Below are 22,100 nucleotides of genomic sequence, written 5' to 3' on the forward strand. Positions count from 1 at the left end.
GCAAACAGTTGTTGAAGGTGGAAAATAAACTTGTTTGCCCCTCTAACTGCCACCTGCCCGGCCCAGATACAGCTCCCGGCGCCATCCGGCATATTTCCGGAGTGTAGTGCTCAAAAACCGGAGTGAACTGCGCCCCCTTTCCGCGAACGCCGCGGTGGCCTTTCCCGCGCCTACGCTTGCAGCAGCCACGCCAGGGCCGCTTCTTCAGCGTCGAAGGTGCGGTACAGGTGGTCGAGGCCGCGGCTGGCCATCACGAACTGATTCATGGCAAGGCGGGCGAATACGTTGTTGGCCACGAGGACCGCGCCGTAGCGGTAGCCACTCTCTCCCACGGCACGGGGCAGCCATTCAGTGGCCATCCATTCCTGCTCGCTCGGACTCAGCGGTGCCATTTCGCGTTGGTCGACCAGCATTTTATCCCAGCGCTGTCGGCGCAGGGCGTGGCCGGCATGGGTGAGCAAGGCCCGGAATTGCACGGTTTCGCGGACGCCTGGCCGGTATTCAAGCCGCAAGTACTCATCGGGCTCCTCCCAAATGCGGCCGATTCTATTCTCAAAATAAAGTGAACGGGCAGGTTTCTTTCCCAACTTAGTTAATGGCGACATGAGCGTTGAATAATTCGACGGCTATGTCAAAAATACCAGAAATCGAGGCCTCAATCCAAGCCCTACCCACCGTTGGCTAACCTTGGCGCACGGTTTCGGCTCTCCTACCCTTCTCAGAATTGTTCGGAGCCTCTGGCTGGGAGCCGTAGCATTTGAGCCCGCTCTAAGGTTTTAATGCTCTACATTAGTGCATGCCCCCAGCTGTGGCACAACCACAACCAGGGACATATCGCACTCTTTTTGCGTCAGTCTAGGCTTGCTCTTCCATGGGCGGGCTGCCCCGGAAGGCGTCTATTTTACTCACGGTGGGCAGCTTCACGGGCTTGTTGTCGTGCGCCGCTTTATAAATGGCTTCCATAATGCGCTGGTCCTGCAAGCCTTCTTCGCCGGGTGTGTAGGGCGTTTTGTTTTGGCGCACACACTCGGCCATATGGTCCATTTCGAGGGCAAACTGGTCTTTGTGCGGGTTGCTGGGCTTCTCGGTAAGCTGCTTGCCACTGGGAGCGTGCACCCGCTCCTGCGCCAGGCCCTGGTAGGTGAAAGCCGGGTCCATTTTGATGGTGCCGGTTTCGGCATACACGGCGTAGCTTTTGGCGTTGAACGAGCCGTAGCCCGTCATGCACTGCGATATCACGCCACTGGGGAAGCGCATCGTAAAGCTCACGTTCTCCTCAACTTCCCTAAACCGGTCGTCGCCCGGCGTGCTGTAAATCTGAGCCGAAACCTCGGTGGGCTCCTCGCCAAGCAGGAAGCGCGTGGTGTTGAGGCAGTATAGGCCGATATCGGGCAGGGCACCGCCGCCGGCCAGCTTTTTTTGGTGCCGCCACTGCCGGTCGTGGGCTTGGTTCTGGCAGTTAGTCATCTGGATGAGCTTGGTAGCGCCATAGGTTTTATCGCGCACGTGTTTCTGGGCCATGCGGTTCAGCGGTTCGTACTGAATGCGGTAGGCAATCATGAGCTTTTTGCCAGCTTTCTTGCAGGCCGCAATCATGTCCTCGCACTCCTTTACGGAGTTGGCCATGGGCTTTTCACAGAGAATATGCTTGCCGGCCTGAGCCCCGCGAATGGTAAACTCGGCGTGCATGGAGTTGGGCAGCACGATGTAAATCACCTCTACTTCGGGGTTATCCTTAAGCTGGTCGTAAGTCTGATAGGAGTAGCAGCTGCTAGGCTTGATGCCGTACTGCCGGGCGATTTTGCCCATTTTGTCGGCATCGCCACTCACCAGGGCCACCGGCTTGGCGTGCTTGCATTGGCCGAAGGCGGGCAGCAATTCTTCCAGCGTGAGGTGGCCCAGGCCCACCAGGGCAAAGCCCACGCGCTGGTCTACGGGGTCGGGGTTGGGCAAGGGGCCGCTTTGCGGCTCGGTGGGCGCGTTCAGGGGCGGCAGCTTCACATCGGTGGGGCCGGTGGCAGGCACAGGGGCAGCTTCGGCTTGGGCCGCGGCTAGGGGCAACGCACTGGCAACACCCACGGCCAGCAGGCCGCGCCCGGCGTGGTTGATGAAGTGGCGGCGCGATTCGTCACAGCCGGGCGCGGGCGCAATAGTTTCAAAAGAAATTGAGGCAGAAGTGTTTTCCTGGAACATTAGCGCAAGGGAAAGGTATCCTCGGCTTACGTAGGACTCCCGGCGCAGTGTTGCGGTGGAGGTTACAACTAGCCGTGCTTGCGGCAAGCCGGTACCCTGCCTCAGCTCGGCAGAATCAGGGCTGTGAGAGGTGCATCGCTAATGCATGGCTTGCATAATTACCGGCACATCCAGCAGCGCATCAAACGACGCAGCCAGATAGTATTTGAAAACGCTGAAGCCAGCCTTCGGGAGTGCTGATACGCACCAGATAGCGGATGAACTCTGGTCGCTGTATCGTAGCACGGGCGCTGTCGTCCGCGTCTCCGCGCCAATAGTGCGTTCCGCGACGCGGACGACAGCGCCCGCGCTACGATGCACCTATCTGAAAGACCTCCTAGGTATTAACTCGTTTTGGGAACTTGATGGGGATAGGTGCTCTGTAGGCATAACACATTAATAATACGCCTGACAAGTAGCTATTTATGCAGAGAAAAGCCTTTATTTGTCATTAAGCCCGGGACACTTTGCTTTAATTGCTGTTTGGTGCCTCGGACAATCTTAAATTCTTTATCTTCTTTTCTATGTTTTCAACTTCTCCTTTCTCTTTTGGCAAACGGCAGGTGCTGGGCTTGTTGCTTGGCGCCCCAATCAGTCTGCTGGCTTCGACGTTTGCCAGCGCTCAGGCACCGGCCTGGCAGAGCGCCGTAGCTCTGACGGTTACCGATAACCCTTCCGCCTCTTTCTCACGCGTGGGGGTGAAAGCAACGGCTACCGATGCCAGCGGCAATTTGTACCTAATTGGTAGCTTCGAGGGCACGGCCACTTTTGGCAGCACCTCCCTGACCAGTGCTGGCTTGAGCGACGTGTTTGTTGCCAAATGGAACCCCACCACCAGCAGTTTTCTCTGGGCCCGGCAAGCAGGCGGTACTGGGGCCGACTACGCCGGCGCGGTAGCCGTGAGCGGTACTAATGTGTACGTGGTGGGCGAATTCTCCGGCAGCTCAGCTAATTTTGGGAGCATCAACCTGACCACAGCCGGCGTTGCGGGTAGTTCCGATGCCTTCATCACCAAGCTGACGGACGCGGGCACCAGCGCCAGCTTTGCCTGGGCCCAGAGTGCCGGGGGCAATGGAGTCGACGCCGCCAACGCGGTGGCTGTGAGTGGCACGAATGTGTACGTAGCCGGCAGTTTCGCCAGCGGTACGGCCAGATTTGGAATTTCTCTCCTTGCAAACGCGGAACCCACCTCTACACCCAACGCTGATGCCTTCATCACCAAGCTAACGGACGCGGGCACCAGCGCCAGCTTCGCTTGGGCCCAGGCGGCGGGCGGCACCGGAATCGATGGCAGCAATGCAATAGCCGTGAGCGGCACTAATGTGTACGTAGCCGGCAAGTTCTCTAATCCCACGGCCAACTTTGGCACCGTTGTCCTAACCAGCCGTGGCTTTGATGACGCCTTTGTGGCCAAGCTGACGGACGCGGGCGCCACCGCCAGCTTCGCTTGGGCCGAGGATATCGGCGGCAGCAGCAGTGATAATGCCACGGCTCTAGCCGTGAGCGGATTGAACGTATTTCTGACGGGCTCCTTTGTGGGCACGGCTACTTTTGGCAGCGTAGCGCTGACCAGCACGGGCAATTCTAACGTGTTCGTGGCCAAATTCGCTGACGCGAGCAGTGCCGCCACCCTAGCCTGGGTGAGACAAGCCGGTGGCTCAGGCCCTAACTCGGGCCGGGCCCTGGCCGTGAGTGGCGCCAACGTGTACGTGGCCGGTGATTTTTCCGGTAGCCCATCCTCCTTCGGAAGCACTTCCCTCAATAGCATTGGCGCCAGCGACGCATTCGTTAGCAAGCTGGTAGATGCGGGCACGACTTCCAGCTTCAGCTGGGCCCAGCGGGCGGGTGGGGGAAATGCCGACGTAGCCCGGACACTGGCCTTGAGTGGAACGAGGGTGTACGTGGCCGGGGGCTTCGCGGGAGCATCAGCCAGCTTTGGCACTATCACTCTGACCAATCCCAACCCAATCGGTGGGGCCAGCTTCGTGGCCTCCATCTCCGATGCGGCACCCCTGGCCTCAGCGTCGGCGGCTCAGCTAGTAGGCGTCAGCCTGTGGCCCAATCCGGCCCGGGAAAATGCTACACTGCGCATTCCGGCGGTGCCGGGCGCTGCGCAAGCTTCCCTCATCCTAACCGATGCGCTGGGCCGGGTACTGCGGACCCAAGCCGTGGCGTTGCCAGCAACGACCACCGTGCCGCTGACTAACCTGGCGCCGGGCCTGTACGCGCTACGCATCCAAGCTGCTGACCAACAAACAACTCAAAAATTCGTGGTAGAATAAGGTCCAAAGGCTTTTTGCAGCCAAGCCCTCTGCGGGCGGAGGATGACGAGCCCGCTTTATTCTGACATCAGGCAAAACGCGTCCAGGATTCCGATTCCGGACGCGTTTTGCTTTTTGTTCGGGGTGGGCGCCCCAGCCGGGAGGAAGTTTTTACCTGGATTTTCCTGCGCCAGACACCCACGTGCTTCTTCGTGACGGGCTACTTCTTCTTAGGAAAGGGCTAAACGCGCCTACATTTGTAGCCACCCATTTATTTGCCTGTTCAAACAGCGTCATGAAACTCTTTACCAAGGTCTTATTATTAGCCACCGCGGCTGTTTGCACGCAGGTAGCGGCCCAGGCGCAGGCAGTTACTCCCATTGGCATTATCCAAGGCAATGGGGCACTGGCCACTTCGGGCACTTACACCGTCGAAGGCATCGTGACGGGCGTGTATGCAGGCCTGAACCCAGCGGGCTTTTACGTGCAAAATGACACGGCCGGCGCCGACGGCGACCCCACGACTTCCGACGCCTTATTTGTGGTACAAACCAGCCCTACGGTGGCCGCTGGCACCAAAGTGCGCATTACGGGCACGGTGCAGGAAATTGCTTCCACCCCATCGTTCAACCAAGCGGTGCTGACCGGGCCGACCATCACGGTAGTTTCGACGGGCAATGCGCTACCAGCTTTCACGACCCTGAATAACGCCACGTTCTCAGGGACCAGCGCCGAGCCTTTTGAAGGTATGCTGGTGCAATTTTCGGCACCCGTTACGGTATCGAATGTGGCCGCGCTGAAATCGCGCGGCGAGTTGACCATCTCCACGCAGGGCCTGGTCTACCAGTCCACACAGTTTGTGGACCCGAACGACGACCCGGCCATTGGCACCAGCAGCAGCGGCACCAGCAACGTGGCGGCCGTTAACGCCTACCAAGCTACCAACGTGGGTAAATCCTTGCTGCTCGACGATGGCCGCGCCGCTACCAGCCCGACGCCTATTCCTTACCTCGACGCGGCTACCCAGACCGTGCGCGTGGGCAGCACCATTGCCAGCCTGCGCGGCATATTGGGCTACGGCAACAGCAGGTGGCGCATTCAGCCGCTGCCGGGCGCCAACGCGCCGGTGCTAACGGTGGTCCGCCCACCGGTGCCCACCTTCGGCCCTATTGATGTGAAAGTGGCCAGCTTCAACGTGCTCAACTATTTCAACGGCGACGGGCTGGGTGGCGGCTTCCCCACCGCCCGCGGCGCCAACACGTTGGCCGAATTCAACCGCCAGCGCAGTAAAATCCTCACCGCCATTGTCCAGATGAATGCCGACGTGGTGGGCCTGATTGAGATTGAGAACGATGGTACGGGGACTAACTCGGCCATCCAGGACATTGTGAACGGCCTGAACCAGACGCTTGGCGCGGGCACCTACGCTATCGTAGACGACGGCGCCAGCAGCCAAGCCAACAATACCGACCTGATTCGCTGCGCCATCATCTACAAGCCGGCTGTGGTTACGCCCTACGGCCCGGCCCTGCTGGCTACTGTGAGCGGCATATTTGAGCGCCCGCCCCTTGCTCAGCTCTTCACTACCAACCTGACCGCAGTGCAGGACACCTTCGCGCTCATCGTCAACCATCTGAAATCCAAAGCCAGCGGCAGCGGCGCCAACGCCGACCAGGGCGACGGCCAGGGTGCCTCCAACCCCCGCCGCAAGAGCCAGGCCAACGCGCTGGTACAGTTCATCGACGCCACTGTGAAGCCCGCCGGCACGCGCTACGTGGTGAGTGTGGGCGACTACAACGCCTATTATGAAGAAGACCCCATGGACATTCTGCGAGCCGCCGGGTTGGTGGTTGGTGGTCCGGCCAGCAGCGCCTCGTACGTGTTCAACGGCCAGAGCGGTAGCCTCGACCATGCCGTACTTACTAGCAACCTAGTGGCCCGCACGGCCGTGGAGAAGTGGCACATCAACGCCAGCGAGCCGGAATTCTTGCAATACGACGTGGCCGGGGCCGCCACCGACATTACCAGCCCCTTCCGCTCCTCGGACCACGACCCGGTGCTCATCGGACTGAATTTCACGAGCGTAGTAACGGGCGCTACTAAGCCCAAAGCAGGCGTGCAGTTGCAAGTGTTCCCAAACCCTGCGCCGGGGCCGTTCAATATTCGCATCACCGGCACGCCCGGCCCACAGCCCCTGATGCTGGACGTGACTTCGCTGCTGGGCCAGCGGGTGCTATCGCTGCGCGGCACGGCCGAGATATTGCAGGCAGAGCTAAGCCGGCGCACCGCCCGGCTGGCGTCCGGCACTTACGTGCTGCGGGTGAGCGGCGCCGATTTCAGCCACGTGCAGCGGGTGGTGAAGCAGTAGAGGGAAAATGGGAATTGAAATGGCAGTGACATAATTCTGGGTAATACCACGAACTGCGGGCTATTAGCTACCCTGACTTACAGTTCATGGCATGGTATTACCCCGTTTCATCGCCTGAAATTGGCCTCAGATTGGCGTGACGTGTATCTCTTAACTCCTCTTTCTATCCTGCATGAAGCCACGCCGCAAGCTCACGGCTGCCCGCAAACCCAACCGATTTCCGGAAGAAAACATAGCTGAGCGATGGAATGCTCGGCACCTGCTGGGCCACACTGAATTTGAGGAGTACCGCTTTGTCAACTGCGATTTTAGCGAGGCAAATCTGAGCGCCCTGCGCTTCGCCAATTGCCTGTTTGAGCGCTGCAATCTGTCGTCGGCTCGTTTGGCGGGCACCGCGCTGCAAAACGTGGCTTTTGAGGAGTGTAAGCTGCTGGGGCTGCAGTTCACGGCGTGCCGCGACATGCTGTTTGGGGTCCATTTCAACCAGTGCCAAATGCGCTACACATCCTTCGTGGGCCGCAAGATGCCGGCCACGCGCTTCGTCGGCTGCACCTTGGACGAGGCCGATTTCGCCGATGCCGACCTTTCCGCCGCCGTGTTTGAGGACTGTTCGCTGGTGGGCGCCGTGTTTCAGAAAACCCAGCTTGCAGGCGCCGATTTCACCACCGCCACCGGCTTCACCATCAACCCCGAAACTAACGCGCTGCTGGGTGCGCGCTTCACGTTGCACGGTTTGCTGGGCGTGGTGGCCAAATATGGGCTAGTGGTGGAATAATAGCTGTACTGACGGGGGCGCGTTGAGTAGCAAGGCCTAATTCGTTGGATAAACTTCAACCATCGAAAAAGCCGCGAGAATTTTCGGGGGTTGAACCTTCCTGTTTCGTTCAGCCTGTGTAGCTTGCATTAGAATTCCCATCTATGCCTGAAAGGGGCAACCTTATAGACTTAGGTTGCTGGCACGCTTTCGGCAAATTGTTAGCTTGCAATGTCCGCACGTTCCCTTGGACGACAAACCAAACGTTTGTGGCATTGCCAGAGGCCGGCGCCGGTGTTTTTAACCGGGGCACGGATATTCTTTCACCTCGCTACAACGACCAGATGGCTAATCGCCGCGCTTCCATTACTGACCTGGCCAAAACCTTAGGCCTTTCTCCTTCTACCATTTCGCGGGCCCTGAGCAATCACGACGACGTGAGCGAAATCACCAAGCAGCGGGTGCGTCAGCTCGCCGAAGAGCTGCATTACCAGCCCAACCAGCTGGCCGCGGCCCTGCGCCGGGGCCGCAGCAACACATTGGGGGTGCTGGTGCCCCAAATCACGGGGCATTTTTTTCCGCAAGTAGTGCACGGCATCGCCACCGAAGCCGCCAAGCTGGGCTTCAACGTGATGATATGCCAATCGAACGAAGACGTGCGGCAAGAGCAGAAAAACATCGACCTGCTGATGCACTCCCAGGTCGAAGGCATTCTGGTGTCCTTGGCCAATACGACGCAGAATTTCACCCACTTCGAAGTCGTACGCCAGCAAAACATCCCACTCGTGTTCTTCGACCGGATAATGGAGGACTTCCGGGGTAATAACGTGAGTTCGGTAATGATTGATGACCACCAGGGCGCCTACCAGGTAGTCACCCACCTCATCGAGCAGGGCTGCACCCGCATTGCGCATTTCACGGGGCCGCTGCATCTAAACATCTACAAAAACCGCCACCAGGGCTACCGCGACGCCCTCACGGCCCACGGCATTCCGATAGATGATGAGTTGATTGTCTTCTGCGAAATGGACCAGAAGGGCGGCACTCAGGCCATGCGCCAGCTCCTGAAGCTACCCCGACGCCCCGATGCACTGTTCTCGTCTAACGACCTAGTGGCCGTGGGTGCCCTGCAGGTAGCCAAGACCCACCGGGTGCGGGTGCCGCACGACCTGACCATTGCCGGCTTCAGCAACGAGGCATTCACGTCGCTCACCCAGCCCACCCTTAGCAGCGTGGATCAGCGCTGCGAGCAAATGGGCAAAACCGCCGTGCAGTTGCTGCAAAAAATGCTAAAAGGCAACGCTAACCGCCAGGAGCCGCCCCGGCCCATCGTGCTCAAGCCCAAGCTGCTGGTGCGGGAGTCGTCGCAACGCCGGCCGAAGTAGGGCTGAGCACCGCGCTCCTTCTCGCGGAGGAAGTGTCGTTTGCTTTCCTCAACCTCTTTCTACCCGAAAGTCGTAGGAAGCCCATTCGGCCCGCTAGTTTGTTAAGTAAAGCGGATTCCCCGTGCTTATCGATGACTGACTCTGCTGCCTTACCTGGGCCGGCCCCCAAGGTCACGCTCTTTACGCCTTTCGCCTATTCTATTTTTCGCGCCATCTGGATTGCGGGCATGGTGTCCAACGTCGGCACTTGGATGCAGAACGTGGCCGGCGTCTGGCTCGTCACCACCCTCACAACGTCGGCCCTGCTCGTGGCCCTGATGCAGACAGCCACCAGCCTCCCCTCTTTCCTGCTGAGCCTGCCCGCCGGAGCCATGGCCGATTTGGTGGACCGCCGCAAGCTGCTGCTGTTCACGCAGGGCTTCATGGCAGTGGTGGCCACCATTTTGGGGGTAATGACGCTGCTGGGTGGTACTTCGGCGCTGGGCGTGCTGGGTTTCACGTTTTTGCTGGGCATGGGCTCGGCTCTAAACTCACCCATTTGGCAGGCGGTGACCAACGAGCTGGTGCCGCGCCCAGTGCTGCCATTCGCCATCACCCTGAACGGCGTCAGCAACAACATCGCCCGGGCCATCGGGCCGGCTATTGGCGGGGCTATTATCGCGTATTATTCCCCGGGCTGGGTGTTTGTGCTGAATGGCCTTTCCTTCCTCGGTACCTGGGCCGTGGTTTACTTCTGGAAGCGCGAAGTGACCATCACCAACGGGCCGGCTGAGAACTTTATCGGGGCCTTACGGGCCGGGATGCGCTATGTGCAGTATTCCCCGTCTATTTATGGGGTACTGGTGCGCACGTTCGCCTTTTCATTTGGAGCGGCGGCCATGTGGGGGCTGGTATCGGTGGTGGTGGCCCGGAAGCTGCACCTCAGCTCAGGGCACTACGGCGTGATGCTGTCGTGGCTGGGCGCCGGAGCCGTGACGGGCGCTTTCCTGATGGGCCGGGCGGGGGAGCGGCTCAGCTTCAACCAGCGGGTGCTGCTGGGCGTGCTCGCCTTTACAGGCACCAACCTGGCGCTGGCGCTCATCATCCAGATTTACGTGCTCTACGCCGTGATGTTTATCTCGGGCATCGCCTGGCTCATGGTCATGACCAGCTTCAGCACTACCGTGCAGCTGAGCGTGCCCAAGTGGGTGCAGGCGCGGGTAATCAGCGTGTACATGCTGGTGTTTCAGGCAGGGTTGTCGCTGGGCAGCTTGGTGTGGGGCGAGCTAGCCGACCACCTCAGCCTGGAAACGTCCCTGCTGCTAGCTGCCGGCTGGATGCTGGTCAGTATCCTCCTGGCCGTGCCTTTCCCCATGCGCGGAGCCGAGGGGCTGGACCTCGCCCCCGCCGAGCACTGGCCCGAGCCCGTGACGAAAAGCACCATCGACCCCGACGACGGCCCGGTGGTAGTGATGATTGAATATCAGGTAGAACCCGCCGACTGGCCCGCTTTTCACGAAGCGGCCGAGCAGCTCCGGCGCCTGCGGCTGCGCGACGGAGCCCTGCGCGTCGGCATGTTTTCGGACGTCGCCAACCCCACCCAAATCACGGAGTTTTTCTACGTGGCTACCTGGGGCGAGCACGAGCGGCAGCACCACCGTTTCACAAGGGAAGACGAGGCTCTGGAAGCCCGGGTGCGCCGGTTTCACCGCGGCCCGTCCGAACCGCGCGTCAAGCACTTCTTGGCCTTCCCCAACACTTCCAATGTGGAAATGGCCACGCCCATGCAGACGCTGGAAAGCCAGCGGTGAGGCACGACGGAACCCTAAAGCAACTGCTGCAAATCCGCTAGCTGGCTGATGCGCTGCGGGGCCTCGGCTTCGCTGAGCCGGCCGAAACCGTAGGTGGCAAAAATAAACGGCACCCCGGCCGCCTGGGCGGCGGCGAGGTCGCCGGAAGTGTCGCCCACGTACACTGGCGCCCGCAAGCCGTACTGGGTCACTACCTCGCGGATGTTCTCGGACTTGGGCAGCTTCTTCGTGCCAAAGCACTGATGGCCTTCGAAATACCGTTCCAGCTGGCTGTTCTGGAAGAAGGCTTCCACATAGCCCAGCTGGCAGTTGCTGACGATGAAGAGCCGGTAGCCCCGGCTACGGAGGTAGCCCAAAGTTGCTTCAAGGCCGGGATACAACTGGCCGCCGTGCTGTTGAGCGGCCAGCAGCTCGTGGCGGGCACAGAGTGCGCGGTACTCATCAAACTTATCGGCGGGCAGATTGGGAAATAGCCGGTCGTACACTACCTCATACGGCTGGCCGGTCACGGCTTGCACCTGGGCCAGCGTCACGTCGTCGTGGATGTAGTCAACGCTGTTTTTAGCCGCCTGGAACGCTTCGGTGATGGCAACTGAGGAATCCCAGAGTGTGCCGTCAAGGTCGAAAATTACACTGTCAAAAGAAGGAGGCATGGTCGATTGTAAGGACTTGGAAAGGCGAAGATGGGGCAGCAGCGCCCACCGGCCTTACCAGCGGCTGGTCTTACTCATACAAATCCTGCGGGTCGGCGGCGGCCAGCGCTACCAAAAACTGGCCGATGTTAGTGGTCACGGCTTCCAGAAAGGCCTGGCCTTTTTCAGCAGTGGCCTCCGCCGGGTTGCCCGTGCCGGTGTCGGCCGTCACTTTGCTCCATTCGCGCTGGGCCCAGGCCCAGCCCTCGCGCAGGGCCGCGATGCGAAACTGCCTGGCGGCACCGTCGCCGGCCTCGGCCAACGGACGCACCAGGGCGGGCGCGATGTGCAGCATAGCACTGGTTTCCAGGGCGTCGGCATGGTCGCCAGGGGCGGTGAAGTACTGGCTCCGGTCGGCTGCCTTAAACCAGCTGACCGTGCTCAGGAACACGGTGGGGAATTCGGCTTGCAGCTCCCGCAGCATTTGCCGGAAGTCGTTGCCGCCGTGTCCGTTTAGGACCACCAGCTTCGGAATACCTTGGCGGGCCAGCACCTGCACTAGGTCGCGCAGGATGACCAGCTGCGTGCTCGGGTTCATATCGAGCGTGATGTCGAGCTGGCCGGTGTTCACGCCGAACGGAATAGTGGGCAGTACCACTACTTTGGCGCCCTGCTCCCAGGCCCGGCGCGCGGCCTCCGCTGCCACGTAATCAACCTGGATATTATCCGTCGCGTACGGCAGGTGATGATTGTGCGCCTCGGTGGCGCCCCAGGGCAGCACCACTACTTCGTACTTCGTTTCCCGGACGGTTTGCCAGGTGGTTTCGGCGAGGATGTAGGAGCGTGGGGTCATGCGGACGAGCAGGGGCATTGGGGCAAGGAGCACAATATTATCGAGCTAGCGAGAGCCGGGTTTCGCGCTCCGCCGGGAAGTAAAGAGCCAGCTGATAGCGTTGCGCGGCCTCACGCACTTATTTTTCATGCAAGTGTTCGGCTTTCCAGCGCATAGCGTTGTACACGCGGGTGTGGCCGCTGGGATGGTCGAAAAATAGGATTTCCTCGAGCGGTGCGGGGTTAATTTTGCGGTATTCCGACAGCTTCATGGCTACCGCGGCGAAGGCGTCGGGCTCACGAGCGGCGTTCAGGCCGAATACGTCGGCCTCCTGCTCATTGGTCCGAATGATGGTATTGAATACCGGCGTGGCGAGGAAGCTGAACACGGCAAACAGCGCCACGGCCAATGGCAGTCCGCCCACGTCAGCCAAGTCGGCTACGTCCCACCGTGGCCCAAAGTGCGCCACCAGCCGGCGGAAAGCCCAGTCGACCAGCCAGAAACCCAAACCGATGAGCAGCAGGAAGAAAACCAGCATCTTCGGAATGTGATTCAGCACGTAGTGCCCCAACTCGTGGCCCATCACGGCTTGTACTTCCTGCGGCGTGCAGCGGTGCAAGAGGTTGTCGTTAAGCGATATCCGAATGGTGCTACCCAGGCCGCTTACGTTGGCGCTGATGCGCTTGCTTTGCTTGGATGCATCTACGAGGTACACGTTGCTGGCGGGCACGCCGTTGGCCCGCGCCATGCTCAGAATGGCCTCGCGCACAGGACTGGCCGGCAGCGGCACGTATTTGTTGAAGAGCGGGCTGATAAACACGGGGCCCGCGAACACGCTCAATACCAAGAAGAACATAACAATGCTCGTGCCCCACACCCACCAGCTGCGGCCGGCGCGCCGCACGGCCGCGTACAGGGCCAGTATCACCAGGCTACCAAATACTACCGATAAGGCCAGGCTCTTCAGCCCCTCTCCCAGCCACTCGCCAAAGCTTTGGTTAGACAAGCCGTACTGGTGCTCCCGGAAGTAACCTTCGTACACGCTCAGCGGGAAGCTCAGCACCCAGGCCAGCAGCAGATAAAGCGCGGCATAGACCAGCGTGCGCAGCGCCGGCCACCGCAGCCGGGCCACGAGCACCTTGAGGCGCCTTGAGAGCCCCAGGGTCAGGAAGACCGCCGCTACGCCAATAGCATAGAGCACGCCCCACAGCTGCAGCCAGTACCCGCCTTCGAAGTAGGCGTCGGACTTGGCCTTTTGGGCCGGCGTCAGGGTGTCGAGGTAGGCCTGGGTAGCAGCTTCCACGTTGAAGGCGGTAGGCTGGACGGTGGCAGGCCCACCCACGGGCTGGGCCGCGGCCCAACCAGTTATGAAACCCAACAACAGGAATATTAACAGCAGTCTCAAAGGCATAGACATGGTTTTCACAGAAAAGAGAGGTAACAGATGAGTCACTGTGGGCCATGAGTCTTCTCGTTTCGCGTACCGAGCCAGTGGGACGAAGTGCGAAGCTCTGCCTAGAGCAGTTTCGGGGGAGCAACTGTAGCGTGGGCTCTGCGAGTCCGCGCCTGAATGAGCCGGTAAAAGCCCCGCCCGGACTCAGCAGAGTCTACGCTCGCTACAATATACGCAAGCCGAAAGCGCTCTAATTGGCTAGCCCGGTCGAACTGGTAGGCCTCCGGCCCGCTCCAGCATCACGATGGGCCCGCCTTTGTAAGTGCTCCGGGTGTATTCGTGGTAGCCGAATTTTGCGGCTATTCGCAGCGAAGGCTCATTTTCGGGGTGAATGATGCACACCGTGCGGACGGAACCGAAATGCGCTTCGCCCCACGCGATAGCCGCGGCTACGGCCTCGGAAGCGTAGCCTTTGCCGTGCGTGCCAGGTGCCAGCACCCAGCCAATTTCCGGGGCATCACCAATGGCTGGCTCTATGTCCCGCTTCAAGTCAGCGAAGCCGATGGAGCCAATAAACTGGCCGGTGGCTTTTTCCTCAACGGCCCAGAAGCCGTAGCCCATCAGGAACCAATGCCCCACGCTGCGCAGCAGGGTTTTCCACACCTCTTCGGCGGGCAGCGGCTCGGGGCTGAGGTAGCGATGGTAATCGGGGTGCTGCCACATGGCTATCCAGGGCTCATAATCATCGACCCGGTAGCCACGCAGGAGCAGGCGGCTGGTTTCGATAACTGGAATGACTTGCGACGAAGTACGGCTTGACGACATAGCAGCGGGAGCGGCCTTGCGGGCCGGTATAAGAATGGTTATCGAGGTGAGTTCCGGTTAGGCCGGCAAGGCAAAATGTGGGTTCTGAATCACCCCCAGTAAGTTGCCGAAGGGGTCGAGTACGGCCCCGAGCAGGATGCCGCCCCCCACGTCGTGCACGTCTTCGCTGGGATGGGCGCCTAAAGCAATTAGCCGGGTATAGGCAGTTTCGGCATCGGGGACGCCCCAGTAGGCCACGGGGCCCGCCTGCCCGGCGGCGGTGTGCTGCGGCACCAATCCCAGTTCGAAGCCACCTACGTTGAAGCCAACATAGAACGACTCCTCAAAATAAGGCGCCTGCTCCAGCGCGGCGCGGTACCACGCGGTAGCCTTCGCCAAATCTCCCACCGGATATACGACTGTTCGCAAGCCCTGAAACATACCAGAAATAAAGACGTGAATGATAGCGAAAGATATAGCCTTTCCCCACTAAACCGCTTCCTGCTACTCCCCATTAGTAGACCAGCGACTGGCTTAGTGGCGTTTCAGGTCGGTGTGGCGCGGACTCTGTCGTCCGCGTTCCTGCGCCACTCGGGCAGTCGTTCGGCTATCCGCTGGAGACCAAAGTCCGCGCTACGGTTTGGTCTGCCACGCGGAGGACGAAACCTAAGCACAAAAAAGCGGGCCCCCGACGCAAGCGCGTCGGGGGCCCGCTGGCTCACGCACAAAGGCCTCCTTACCAGGAGCCGCTGTTGTCATCATCGCTGTCGAAACCACCTCCGCCGGTGTCGCCGGAGGACATGTCGTCGTAGGAGGAATTGTCATCGGAAGAGAAGTAGTCCGACGAGGAATCATCCGCCGTTAAATCATCGGAGAAGTAGTCGGGCGCGGTATTATCGGCGCCGCCATTGCGGGAGGAAAAATAATCCTCGGCCGCGCCCGTACCAGCGAGGCCCGCGCCGGCCGCCGTGCCGGAGTCAAAGTTGTGGGCCGTGCCATTATCGGTCAGGCCATTGCCCGAGGTATCGTGTCCTTCGGCCATGCGGTTGCCGAGGTAGGCTCCGGCCGCCGCCGCGGCACCCGTGGCCAGAATGCCGCCCATGCCAATACCGCCGCCCTGGTTGGGGCCGCCACCGTAGCCCCCACCATAATTACCACCGCCGTAATTACCACCGCTGTAGTTGCCCCCACCGTAATTGCCGGGGCCTTGTCCAGGGCCGTAGCCGCCAGCGGGGCCGTTGGGCCGGTTCGGCAGGAAATTAGGGGTTCCGCCGGGAGAAGTAGCAGCTGTGTTATTATTCCGATTGCGGAACATGCGCAGGATAAACCACAGAATCCCGCCCACTACCAAGGCTCCGATGAGGAGCGTGCCCATGCCGGGGCCCGACGAAACGGGCTCGGTTCGGGGAGGCGTCAGCACCGGGTCGTTAGGCACGGCCGGGCCGGGCGTTTGGTCGACTAAAGCCTCTCTGGCAGCCCCAATACTAGTTGAGGCTGCCGCGCCCGTCGAGGCCGTTGAGGGCGTAGTAGACTCGGCCGTTTGGTCTTTCTTGGGCTTGGAATTGGGGTTAGCTGTTGCCATCAGCGTGTTCAAACCAGTGCGGAGCCCGGCGAAGTAGTTGCTCTGCTTGAAGCTGGGAGTCATCTGACCGATGACGCGGCTGGTTACTTCGGGGGTAATGACGCTGGCCAAGCCGCTGCCGGGCTGGATGGTGACCTTACGCTCTTTGGCCCCTACCAGGACCACGAGACCGTTGTTTTTATCGCGTTGGCCCACGCCCCAGGCCGTACCCAGGGCCCGGCCGTAATCGGCTACGTCGCGCCCACCCAGCGTGGGCACCGTCACGACGACGACCTGCGTGCCGGTGTTGTCGGCGTAGCGGCGCAGGCCGCTCTCCAGCTTCTTGGCATCGGCTGGGGCCATCAGCTGGGCTTGGTCATTCACAAATTTGAAGGGCGAGGGCCGGGGGGGGAGCCCCTCTGCGCCGGTTTGCGCGGTCACGGGTCGGCCCAGCCCAGCCGTAAAAAACAGGATGGCGAGAAATAAGAAACGGTGCATGGCACATCAAGTAAAGTAGAAGAAAAAATGATTTCGCCTCCCTTTTACGGCCTCACCGCCAGTTTGGCTATTCCCACTCTGGCGGCTGAGCCGCTCACCTGCTTCTCGCCACAATGGCTAAGCTGCTCAAGTCCTGAGCCTGAAAATGCCAGAACTGATGATAGCAACTCTCTCGTTGGTGTGCGCGGGGAGGCGACAACATCCGCCGTGCGACACCGCTTAGCCAGCAGGCGCTATGGCGCGCTCGAAACGCAGGCGACCGTCATCAGCCACGCCGGCGGATTGGAAGTCGTTGCGAAGCAGTACCTGCTGTGAGGCGATGTTATCGGCGGCGGTGTGCGCGATGAGCCGCCGAACCATGCCGGTGTTGGCGGCTTGCTGCACCAGACCGGCCACCAGCTCAATGGCCAGGCCCCGCCCGCGCCAGTCGGCCGCGATGGAATAGCCGATTTCGGCCGTGCCGATGGCATCGGGCGGGCCCATGAAGCCGCCGGCACCGATGAGCGTGCGGGGCTCGTCGGCGGTGGCTTTGCGCAGGGCGTACCAGCTGTACCAGCCAGCGGCGGTCCGGCCGCCGGCCGTGAGCTGCTCCAGGAAGAAAATGCGCGCCTCATCATCATACTCGCCGGGCGGCCAGTCGGCTGGCAAGGCGGCCCCCAGCAACACGGGAAAATACTGCGGCTTGTGCAGCTCGGCCGTGAGCAACGCACGACTGGCCGCCAGAATCAGCAGGCGAGGCGTATGGGTTATCAGCGGAATCATGGGCTGCTTATACGGGGCCGCGGGACAGTTGGCCCCGCGAGGTTATTCCTTTTTGGTTGTAATGTAACTCCGTATTCTCCGGCGCTGGAATACTGCCGCGGGATTATAGCTGGCCGGGCCCCCGGGGCAGCCGCAATCAGCACAGTAAACGTAGTACTCCTATTACACTTCGCCGATTAATGAGTACAACCCCGTCTCCTGTTCATTTTGCCAATCCCGCCGGTCAGCTTCGAGAAGACCCGGCGGGGTTCATCCGCATCGAATGGAGCAATCAGCCCCGGGGCCTCCACGATGCGCAGGACCTGTAGCTAATACGGAGCTTGCAACGGCGGCGTTGGAGCCGGATTTTGATTAACCAGACGAACATGCGGTCTTTCACCGCCGCCGAACAACAGTGGGTAGCGCACAAATGGCTACCGCGGGCCGTAGAGGGAGGGTATCGCCGAGGGGCCGTCGTCGTCTCGCCCAACGTGCTCGTCCGGCTGGCCACGGCCTACGTCACCACCAACGTTCAGGGGCTGCCGCTGGTTTACCGCTCGTTCGACTCTGAGGCGGAGGCCGTGCGCTGGCTCTTGCAATAGCGTCCGGCGAATAGCATACACTACCTGCTGTTAGCTATTTTCGCCGAAGTCGCTCTGTCTCCGGGTCAAGCAGGCAGACGTTGGGGTATCAGCGTAGTTGCTTCCTGAAATACCCCAGCACCAGTCTCACCCCAAAATAAGCCCGCCGCGACCAAGATGGCCGCGGCGGATTCAATCTGGAAAAATCTGGAAAAGAGGGCCTTCCATTCGGAAAGGCGTACGGTGTTGATTACCTATTAGTAGCTGTAAGCCACACCTTTTTTTACCGTTTTGCCCGCCAGTATAGAGGCTTGGTCGCCAGTTAACAGTATCATGTGCGCTCCTAGCTTGGCAGCTTTGCGTTTCAGTTTTTCGGTCGCTCGCGCATCCATGTTTGCCTGGCTGGAAAAGGCAGTCATCGGGATAGCGGCGGCTACCACATCTCCTTTGCTCACCAAGCCTTTCACATCGCTCTCAATAGTTGTGATGACAACTTTTCCCCAGTCTTCCTCACTGTGAATTTCCACGCGCGTGGCCAGCGTCTGAACCCGGCCGCTTGCAAAGTCAATTTCCTTTACCTGATTGGCGCTGATGACATTGACAGCTTCCTCGCCGGGGTAAACGAACGAAACATCACGGTCGGTCACGGATGTAACCTTGGCCGACACTGTTTCACCATTGAGCTTGACAATCTTATCTGTTTTAACCTCTTGGGCAAAACTAGTATGGGCTACCGCGCACAGCACGGCAAGGAGGGTAACTGTTTTTTTCATAGACGCAAAGATATTCTAAAGGGCTGAGCTTGTTACTCGCTTCTCCTAAAATCGGTGCGGAGTTGACGAAGTCTGACTAAACAACACGTTGACGATGAACGGCTAGGAGGCCAAACACGACATGGAAAGACCGGCGCGGTGCGGCCCAGACCGTAGAAATTGATTGCTCTGGCCATACAGTTTGTGGATTTGCTGGTGCCAGCAGAACTGGGAACCGATGGACACGAGCAACCATCGGGAGCTTCCTTACCCCCAACGGCAAGTGTAGTGCACCATGGGGCTACACGGGCGGGGGGGTCTCGGGCGGATTCTGCGTCTCTTCCTTGCAGATGATGCTGATTTTACCCGTGGGCTCCATGTACGCTTCCTTGATGGTGGCAATGTCGGTTAGGCCATTGGCGCGGACTTCACTCATCAACTCCTGGCGGGTGATGAGTTCTTTGCGCATATTATCCTTCATCAGTTGCCCATTCTTGATGAGCAGCAGCTTATCGGGCTTAATCAGCTTGTCGAAGAACCGAAAATGGTAGCCCAGCCAGTTCAGGAAATAGCTCCAGAAAATGATGGTGCCGACCAGCAGAACTCCCTCCGTGACGGAGCGGTACTCCCCGGCCATGCCATTCTGCGCGGCATCGGCAACCATCACCACGAAGAGCATATCGGTAATGCCCAGCGTCCCCGATTCGCGCTTGAGCACGACCCGCAACAACAGAAACAGGGCTAGGTAAATCAGCGAGCCCCGCACCAATATTTCGAGCAGGGGCGTGGAAGGGACAAAGACGGCATGCCAGTCAACTCGCTCAAACATAAGGTTCGTAGTTAGGAAGAAGAGCCGGCCGGATAGCGAACGACTCCAGCCTTATACGCCCGGTTAGGGGGTGCCGGCTGGCCCAGATGGTGCGGTGCGGGGCTGTACCCACAGCAAGTAGTGGTTCATACTCTCAAAAGCACTGCCTCTATGGGCCAACGCCCCAAACGCAAAACAGCCGCTCCCGGGGCGGGAGCGGCTGGCAGTAGTCAGGGGTGCGCAGTTACTCAAAAGAGCAACACTACTTTTCCTTGAGTACGGCGCGATTCCATGTCGCGGTGGGCGGTTTGCACCTCGGCAATCGGGTAGGTTTGCACGGGTAGTTGCAGCTTACCGGCCTGGAGGTAGCCAATCAGCTCGCCGGCATAGGCGGCGAGTTTAGACACCTCGGAAAAGAGGGTGTAGCCCCGCACCGCCTGCACTTGACCTATGAGCTGTTGCGCGGCCAGCATGGTGGGCTCGCCGCTGGCCGCTCCGTATATTACCCCGGTGCCGCCCGCACCCAATGTTTGCAGGGCGTCGGCCCCCACTTTACCCCCTACGGCATCGAACGAGGCCGATACGCCCACCCCGTCCGTCGCGTCGCGCACTTGCTGCACCCAGTCGGCGTCGGCGTAGCTCACGGCCGCATCGGCGCCACTGGCCAGTACGGCTGCTTTTTTGGCCGCACTGCCCACTGCCGCAATTACCTGCTGACCGCGGTTTTTGGCCACTTGCACCAGTACTGAGCCCACACCTCCGGCGGCGGCCAACACCAGCACTGAGCCATAGCTACCAGTGTTGAGCAAGCCCACGGCCGTGAGCCCCTGCACCAGCAAGGCAGTAGCTTCGGCATCGCCGAGCCCGTCGGGTAGCGGAATAACCTGCGCGGCCGCAGCCACGGCGTACTCGGCGTAGCCGCCGCTGGGAACCATGGCCATCACGCGCTGGCCCACGGCTACGTTCGTAACGCCCTCCCCGCAGGCTTCAATGGTGCCCGCTACTTCATAACCTGCTACGTGCGGCAGCGTCACGGGCATTGGATACGTGCCTTTGCGCTGCAACACATCCGCATAGTTGACCCCTGCTGCTGCTACTTTAATCAGCACCTCCCCGGCCGTGGGCTGGGGCGTGGGTACATCAACAAATTGTAAAACCTCGGCTTCGCCGTGCTCAGAAAATTGTACTGCCTTCATGAGGAAAGTGGGTTTAATTTCCTCCTAAACCAACTCAGCTATCCCTGGTTTTAAGCCATCTTCAACGTCGATTTGCAGCATAGCGCTGAATTGCTCGCCCGGCTAAGCCGCATCCGCCAGGCGGCCCTCCTCCCCTCTCCATAGCTCGCACGCACCTCAACGCAAACCAGCCGCTCCCGAAATGGCAGCGGCTGGGGATACCGACCTATTGAGCACTACTAGCGTACGGCCGTGGCTTCTACTTCCACTTTCAGCCCCTCGAAGGCCAGAAAGCTTACTTCTACCATGGTGGCAGCCGCCTGAATGCCGTGCCGCCCCACCCAATCGGTAAATACGTCGAAGCACCCGCCTTCGCCAAAGAGCGCGGCGGTATCGGTGGTGTAGAGGCGCAGGTGCACGATGTCGCGGCACTGGTAACCGGCTTCCGTTACCACCTGCTCCACGTTGCTGAGCACTTGCTGGACCTGGGACCGCATATCGGCGGTGCTGGGCTTGCCCTCGGCGTCGATGGCGGCCTGTCCGGCGCAGTAGAGGGTAGCTGCTGCTTGCTTGACTTCTATGGCTTGCTGGTAACCGCTTTGCGCTTGCCACTGCCACGGGTTAATTGCTCGCTTTTCCATTAGAGAGGTTGTTAAGTGCGCCCGGCCCACTGGGGCAGCTGCGCGGGGTGAGATTGCGGAAGCAAAGGTCCCGGCCAGCTCCGCTCACTCTCTGTGATCTAGCTCACTATTTTGGGCCCGGCTCGGCCAGCCGGCTCAGGGTTTCGCGCGATACGCCCAGGTAGGCCGCCAGCAGCGTTTTGGAAACCCGCTGCGGCAGCGTGGGGTACTGGCGCAGCAGCAGCTCGTATCGCTCGCGGGCCGGCAGCGACAGCAGCGACAGGATGCGCTGTTGCGCGGCCACCCCGCCCCGTGCGAATTTGACCAGGAAAAACCGCGCCATCTGGGGCAGGTGGCGGCAGAGGTACTCGTAGCCCTCCAGCGACAGGCACCACACGGCCGTGTCTTCGAGGCATTGCAGCGACAGCGTGGCCGGCGTTTGGGCGAGGTAGGCCGCAAAGTCGCCCTCCCACCAGTCTTCCAGCGCAAACGATACGACGTGGGCCCGGCCCGCCGCGTCGGTATGCACCAGCTTCAGCAGCCCTGTCACCACGAAGTAAATCTCCCGCACCCGCTCCCCTTCCCGAATCAGAAACTGATGCTTGCGCTGGTGCCGGCTCGTGAACTGCGCCAGCACCAGCGCAAACTCCTCGTCGGTCAGCGACACTATTTGTTCCAGATGCTTTCGTAACTGCTGCTGCATGGCTTCCTACTTATGCAGCCACTAAGGTCGGGGGACAGCCATCACGGTCCTAGCAAGCTACCCCCGCCGCGCCCGGGGCGGCAGCGGCTGGAGTAGTAGTTTATTCACCCATCGTCAGACCAATAAGCACCAAACTCCAGCATACAAGACCCAACATTAGCACAACAACTTGCCGCGCGCTGAATTTTTTCTGATTACGGCCGCCGTAAG

Annotated in this window: 21 protein-coding genes; 7 read left to right on the forward strand and 14 right to left on the reverse strand. The window is 60.3% G+C overall.

Features of this window, described 5'->3' with window-relative positions; genetic code table 11:
• Window positions 1-170: 170 nt before the first annotated feature.
• Together WX88_RS08205 and WX88_RS08210 are read right to left on the reverse strand one after the other, a co-directional pair.
• Window positions 171-605: a hypothetical protein gene (locus tag WX88_RS08205; protein ID WP_046243888.1), complete on the reverse strand. Its 435-nt coding sequence runs from the start codon at window positions 603-605 to the stop codon at window positions 171-173.
• Window positions 606-855: 250 nt separating this feature from the next.
• Entirely contained in the window at window positions 856-2,193 is a 1,338-nt protein-coding gene (locus WX88_RS08210) for a Gfo/Idh/MocA family protein (RefSeq protein WP_082115920.1), read from the reverse strand.
• Window positions 2,194-2,756: 563 nt separating this feature from the next.
• On the opposite strand from WX88_RS08210, the gene WX88_RS08215 reads away from it, so the two are divergent.
• The 5 genes from WX88_RS08215 (at window position 2,757) to WX88_RS08235 (ending at window position 10,790) form a co-directional block, all read left to right on the forward strand.
• Window positions 2,757-4,514, forward strand: coding sequence for a T9SS type A sorting domain-containing protein (locus WX88_RS08215; RefSeq protein ID WP_156176019.1), 1,758 nt, complete (start codon window positions 2,757-2,759; stop codon window positions 4,512-4,514).
• A gap of 274 nt (window positions 4,515-4,788) precedes the next feature.
• Window positions 4,789-6,861, forward strand: a complete 2,073-nt coding sequence (locus tag WX88_RS08220) for an ExeM/NucH family extracellular endonuclease (protein ID WP_052732484.1) — start codon at window positions 4,789-4,791, stop codon at window positions 6,859-6,861.
• Window positions 6,862-7,033: 172 nt separating this feature from the next.
• On the forward strand, window positions 7,034-7,636 hold the full coding sequence (locus WX88_RS08225) for a pentapeptide repeat-containing protein (RefSeq protein WP_052732485.1): 603 nt from the start codon (window positions 7,034-7,036) through the stop codon (window positions 7,634-7,636).
• A gap of 323 nt (window positions 7,637-7,959) precedes the next feature.
• Complete coding sequence (locus tag WX88_RS08230; RefSeq protein ID WP_046243890.1) at window positions 7,960-9,000, forward strand: LacI family DNA-binding transcriptional regulator; 1,041 nt, start codon at window positions 7,960-7,962, stop codon at window positions 8,998-9,000.
• A 131-nt stretch (window positions 9,001-9,131) separates the two neighbouring features.
• Window positions 9,132-10,790 (forward strand): MFS transporter, encoded by a 1,659-nt coding sequence (locus tag WX88_RS08235; RefSeq protein ID WP_052732486.1) that lies wholly within the window; start codon window positions 9,132-9,134, stop codon window positions 10,788-10,790.
• A gap of 14 nt (window positions 10,791-10,804) precedes the next feature.
• Here the strand turns inward: WX88_RS08235 and WX88_RS08240 are convergent, their stop codons facing one another.
• From WX88_RS08240 to WX88_RS08270, 7 genes are all read right to left on the reverse strand, one after another.
• The gene (locus WX88_RS08240) at window positions 10,805-11,443 is read right to left on the reverse strand and encodes an HAD family hydrolase (protein WP_046243891.1); all 639 of its coding nucleotides are present in this window, start codon (window positions 11,441-11,443) and stop codon (window positions 10,805-10,807) included.
• Window positions 11,444-11,513: 70 nt separating this feature from the next.
• A complete protein-coding gene (locus WX88_RS08245) occupies window positions 11,514-12,293 on the reverse strand; it encodes a creatininase family protein (RefSeq protein ID WP_231590657.1) in 780 nt (259 codons plus the stop codon).
• Window positions 12,294-12,393: 100 nt separating this feature from the next.
• Window positions 12,394-13,659 (reverse strand): M48 family metallopeptidase, encoded by a 1,266-nt coding sequence (locus WX88_RS08250; RefSeq protein WP_197076717.1) that lies wholly within the window; start codon window positions 13,657-13,659, stop codon window positions 12,394-12,396.
• 246 nt (window positions 13,660-13,905) lie between these two features.
• The gene (locus WX88_RS08255; protein WP_046243892.1) at window positions 13,906-14,472 is read right to left on the reverse strand and encodes a GNAT family N-acetyltransferase; all 567 of its coding nucleotides are present in this window, start codon (window positions 14,470-14,472) and stop codon (window positions 13,906-13,908) included.
• A 57-nt stretch (window positions 14,473-14,529) separates the two neighbouring features.
• The gene (locus tag WX88_RS08260) at window positions 14,530-14,892 is read right to left on the reverse strand and encodes a VOC family protein (protein WP_046243893.1); all 363 of its coding nucleotides are present in this window, start codon (window positions 14,890-14,892) and stop codon (window positions 14,530-14,532) included.
• A 295-nt stretch (window positions 14,893-15,187) separates the two neighbouring features.
• Window positions 15,188-16,510, reverse strand: a complete 1,323-nt coding sequence (locus tag WX88_RS08265) for a TPM domain-containing protein (protein WP_046243894.1) — start codon at window positions 16,508-16,510, stop codon at window positions 15,188-15,190.
• Between the two features lie 219 nt (window positions 16,511-16,729).
• Window positions 16,730-17,272 carry a GNAT family N-acetyltransferase gene (locus WX88_RS08270; protein ID WP_052732487.1) on the reverse strand — a complete coding sequence of 181 codons (543 nt, stop codon included), beginning with the start codon at window positions 17,270-17,272 and terminating at the stop codon, window positions 16,730-16,732.
• A gap of 179 nt (window positions 17,273-17,451) precedes the next feature.
• Here WX88_RS08270 and WX88_RS31750 point away from each other — a divergent pair, with 179 nt between their 5' ends.
• Together WX88_RS31750 and WX88_RS08275 are read left to right on the forward strand one after the other, a co-directional pair.
• Window positions 17,452-17,580, forward strand: coding sequence for a hypothetical protein (locus WX88_RS31750; protein ID WP_262489826.1), 129 nt, complete (start codon window positions 17,452-17,454; stop codon window positions 17,578-17,580).
• Window positions 17,581-17,637: 57 nt separating this feature from the next.
• Window positions 17,638-17,853: a hypothetical protein gene (locus WX88_RS08275; RefSeq protein ID WP_046243895.1), complete on the forward strand. Its 216-nt coding sequence runs from the start codon at window positions 17,638-17,640 to the stop codon at window positions 17,851-17,853.
• A 236-nt stretch (window positions 17,854-18,089) separates the two neighbouring features.
• On the opposite strand, the gene WX88_RS08280 is transcribed toward WX88_RS08275, so the two are convergent.
• The 5 genes from WX88_RS08280 to WX88_RS08300 all read right to left on the reverse strand — a co-directional run bounded on the left by WX88_RS08280 (window position 18,090) and on the right by WX88_RS08300 (window position 21,890).
• Window positions 18,090-18,605, reverse strand: a complete 516-nt coding sequence (locus WX88_RS08280; protein ID WP_046243896.1) for a hypothetical protein — start codon at window positions 18,603-18,605, stop codon at window positions 18,090-18,092.
• A gap of 280 nt (window positions 18,606-18,885) precedes the next feature.
• Window positions 18,886-19,413: a DUF421 domain-containing protein gene (locus WX88_RS08285; RefSeq protein ID WP_046243897.1), complete on the reverse strand. Its 528-nt coding sequence runs from the start codon at window positions 19,411-19,413 to the stop codon at window positions 18,886-18,888.
• Between the two features lie 227 nt (window positions 19,414-19,640).
• Window positions 19,641-20,588: a quinone oxidoreductase family protein gene (locus tag WX88_RS08290; protein WP_046243898.1), complete on the reverse strand. Its 948-nt coding sequence runs from the start codon at window positions 20,586-20,588 to the stop codon at window positions 19,641-19,643.
• Window positions 20,589-20,806: 218 nt separating this feature from the next.
• On the reverse strand, window positions 20,807-21,208 hold the full coding sequence (locus WX88_RS08295; protein WP_046243899.1) for a RidA family protein: 402 nt from the start codon (window positions 21,206-21,208) through the stop codon (window positions 20,807-20,809).
• A 106-nt stretch (window positions 21,209-21,314) separates the two neighbouring features.
• On the reverse strand, window positions 21,315-21,890 hold the full coding sequence (locus WX88_RS08300; RefSeq protein ID WP_046243900.1) for a Crp/Fnr family transcriptional regulator: 576 nt from the start codon (window positions 21,888-21,890) through the stop codon (window positions 21,315-21,317).
• Window positions 21,891-22,100: the final 210 nt, after the last annotated feature.

The sequence above is a fragment of the Hymenobacter terrenus genome, assembly GCF_000972495.1.
GTDB classification, from domain to species: domain Bacteria; phylum Bacteroidota; class Bacteroidia; order Cytophagales; family Hymenobacteraceae; genus Hymenobacter; species Hymenobacter terrenus.

Coding starts and splice junctions, on each gene's coding strand:
- WX88_RS08220 (WP_052732484.1), top strand. CDS start 4,789: ATGAAACTCTTTACCAAGGTCTTATTATTAGCCACCGCGGCTGTTTGC.
- WX88_RS31750 (WP_262489826.1), top strand. CDS start 17,452: ATGAGTACAACCCCGTCTCCTGTTCATTTTGCCAATCCCGCCGGTCAG.
- WX88_RS08245 (WP_231590657.1), bottom strand. CDS start 12,293: ATGCCCCTGCTCGTCCGCATGACCCCACGCTCCTACATCCTCGCCGAA.
- WX88_RS08240 (WP_046243891.1), bottom strand. CDS start 11,443: ATGCCTCCTTCTTTTGACAGTGTAATTTTCGACCTTGACGGCACACTC.
- WX88_RS08210 (WP_082115920.1), bottom strand. CDS start 2,193: ATGTTCCAGGAAAACACTTCTGCCTCAATTTCTTTTGAAACTATTGCG.
- WX88_RS08205 (WP_046243888.1), bottom strand. CDS start 605: ATGTCGCCATTAACTAAGTTGGGAAAGAAACCTGCCCGTTCACTTTAT.
- WX88_RS08255 (WP_046243892.1), bottom strand. CDS start 14,472: ATGTCGTCAAGCCGTACTTCGTCGCAAGTCATTCCAGTTATCGAAACC.
- WX88_RS08225 (WP_052732485.1), top strand. CDS start 7,034: ATGAAGCCACGCCGCAAGCTCACGGCTGCCCGCAAACCCAACCGATTT.
- WX88_RS08300 (WP_046243900.1), bottom strand. CDS start 21,890: ATGCAGCAGCAGTTACGAAAGCATCTGGAACAAATAGTGTCGCTGACC.
- WX88_RS08275 (WP_046243895.1), top strand. CDS start 17,638: ATGCGGTCTTTCACCGCCGCCGAACAACAGTGGGTAGCGCACAAATGG.
- WX88_RS08270 (WP_052732487.1), bottom strand. CDS start 17,272: ATGATTCCGCTGATAACCCATACGCCTCGCCTGCTGATTCTGGCGGCC.
- WX88_RS08235 (WP_052732486.1), top strand. CDS start 9,132: ATGACTGACTCTGCTGCCTTACCTGGGCCGGCCCCCAAGGTCACGCTC.
- WX88_RS08260 (WP_046243893.1), bottom strand. CDS start 14,892: ATGTTTCAGGGCTTGCGAACAGTCGTATATCCGGTGGGAGATTTGGCG.
- WX88_RS08285 (WP_046243897.1), bottom strand. CDS start 19,413: ATGTTTGAGCGAGTTGACTGGCATGCCGTCTTTGTCCCTTCCACGCCC.
- WX88_RS08290 (WP_046243898.1), bottom strand. CDS start 20,588: ATGAAGGCAGTACAATTTTCTGAGCACGGCGAAGCCGAGGTTTTACAA.
- WX88_RS08265 (WP_046243894.1), bottom strand. CDS start 16,510: ATGCACCGTTTCTTATTTCTCGCCATCCTGTTTTTTACGGCTGGGCTG.
- WX88_RS08280 (WP_046243896.1), bottom strand. CDS start 18,605: ATGAAAAAAACAGTTACCCTCCTTGCCGTGCTGTGCGCGGTAGCCCAT.
- WX88_RS08215 (WP_156176019.1), top strand. CDS start 2,757: ATGTTTTCAACTTCTCCTTTCTCTTTTGGCAAACGGCAGGTGCTGGGC.
- WX88_RS08230 (WP_046243890.1), top strand. CDS start 7,960: ATGGCTAATCGCCGCGCTTCCATTACTGACCTGGCCAAAACCTTAGGC.
- WX88_RS08295 (WP_046243899.1), bottom strand. CDS start 21,208: ATGGAAAAGCGAGCAATTAACCCGTGGCAGTGGCAAGCGCAAAGCGGT.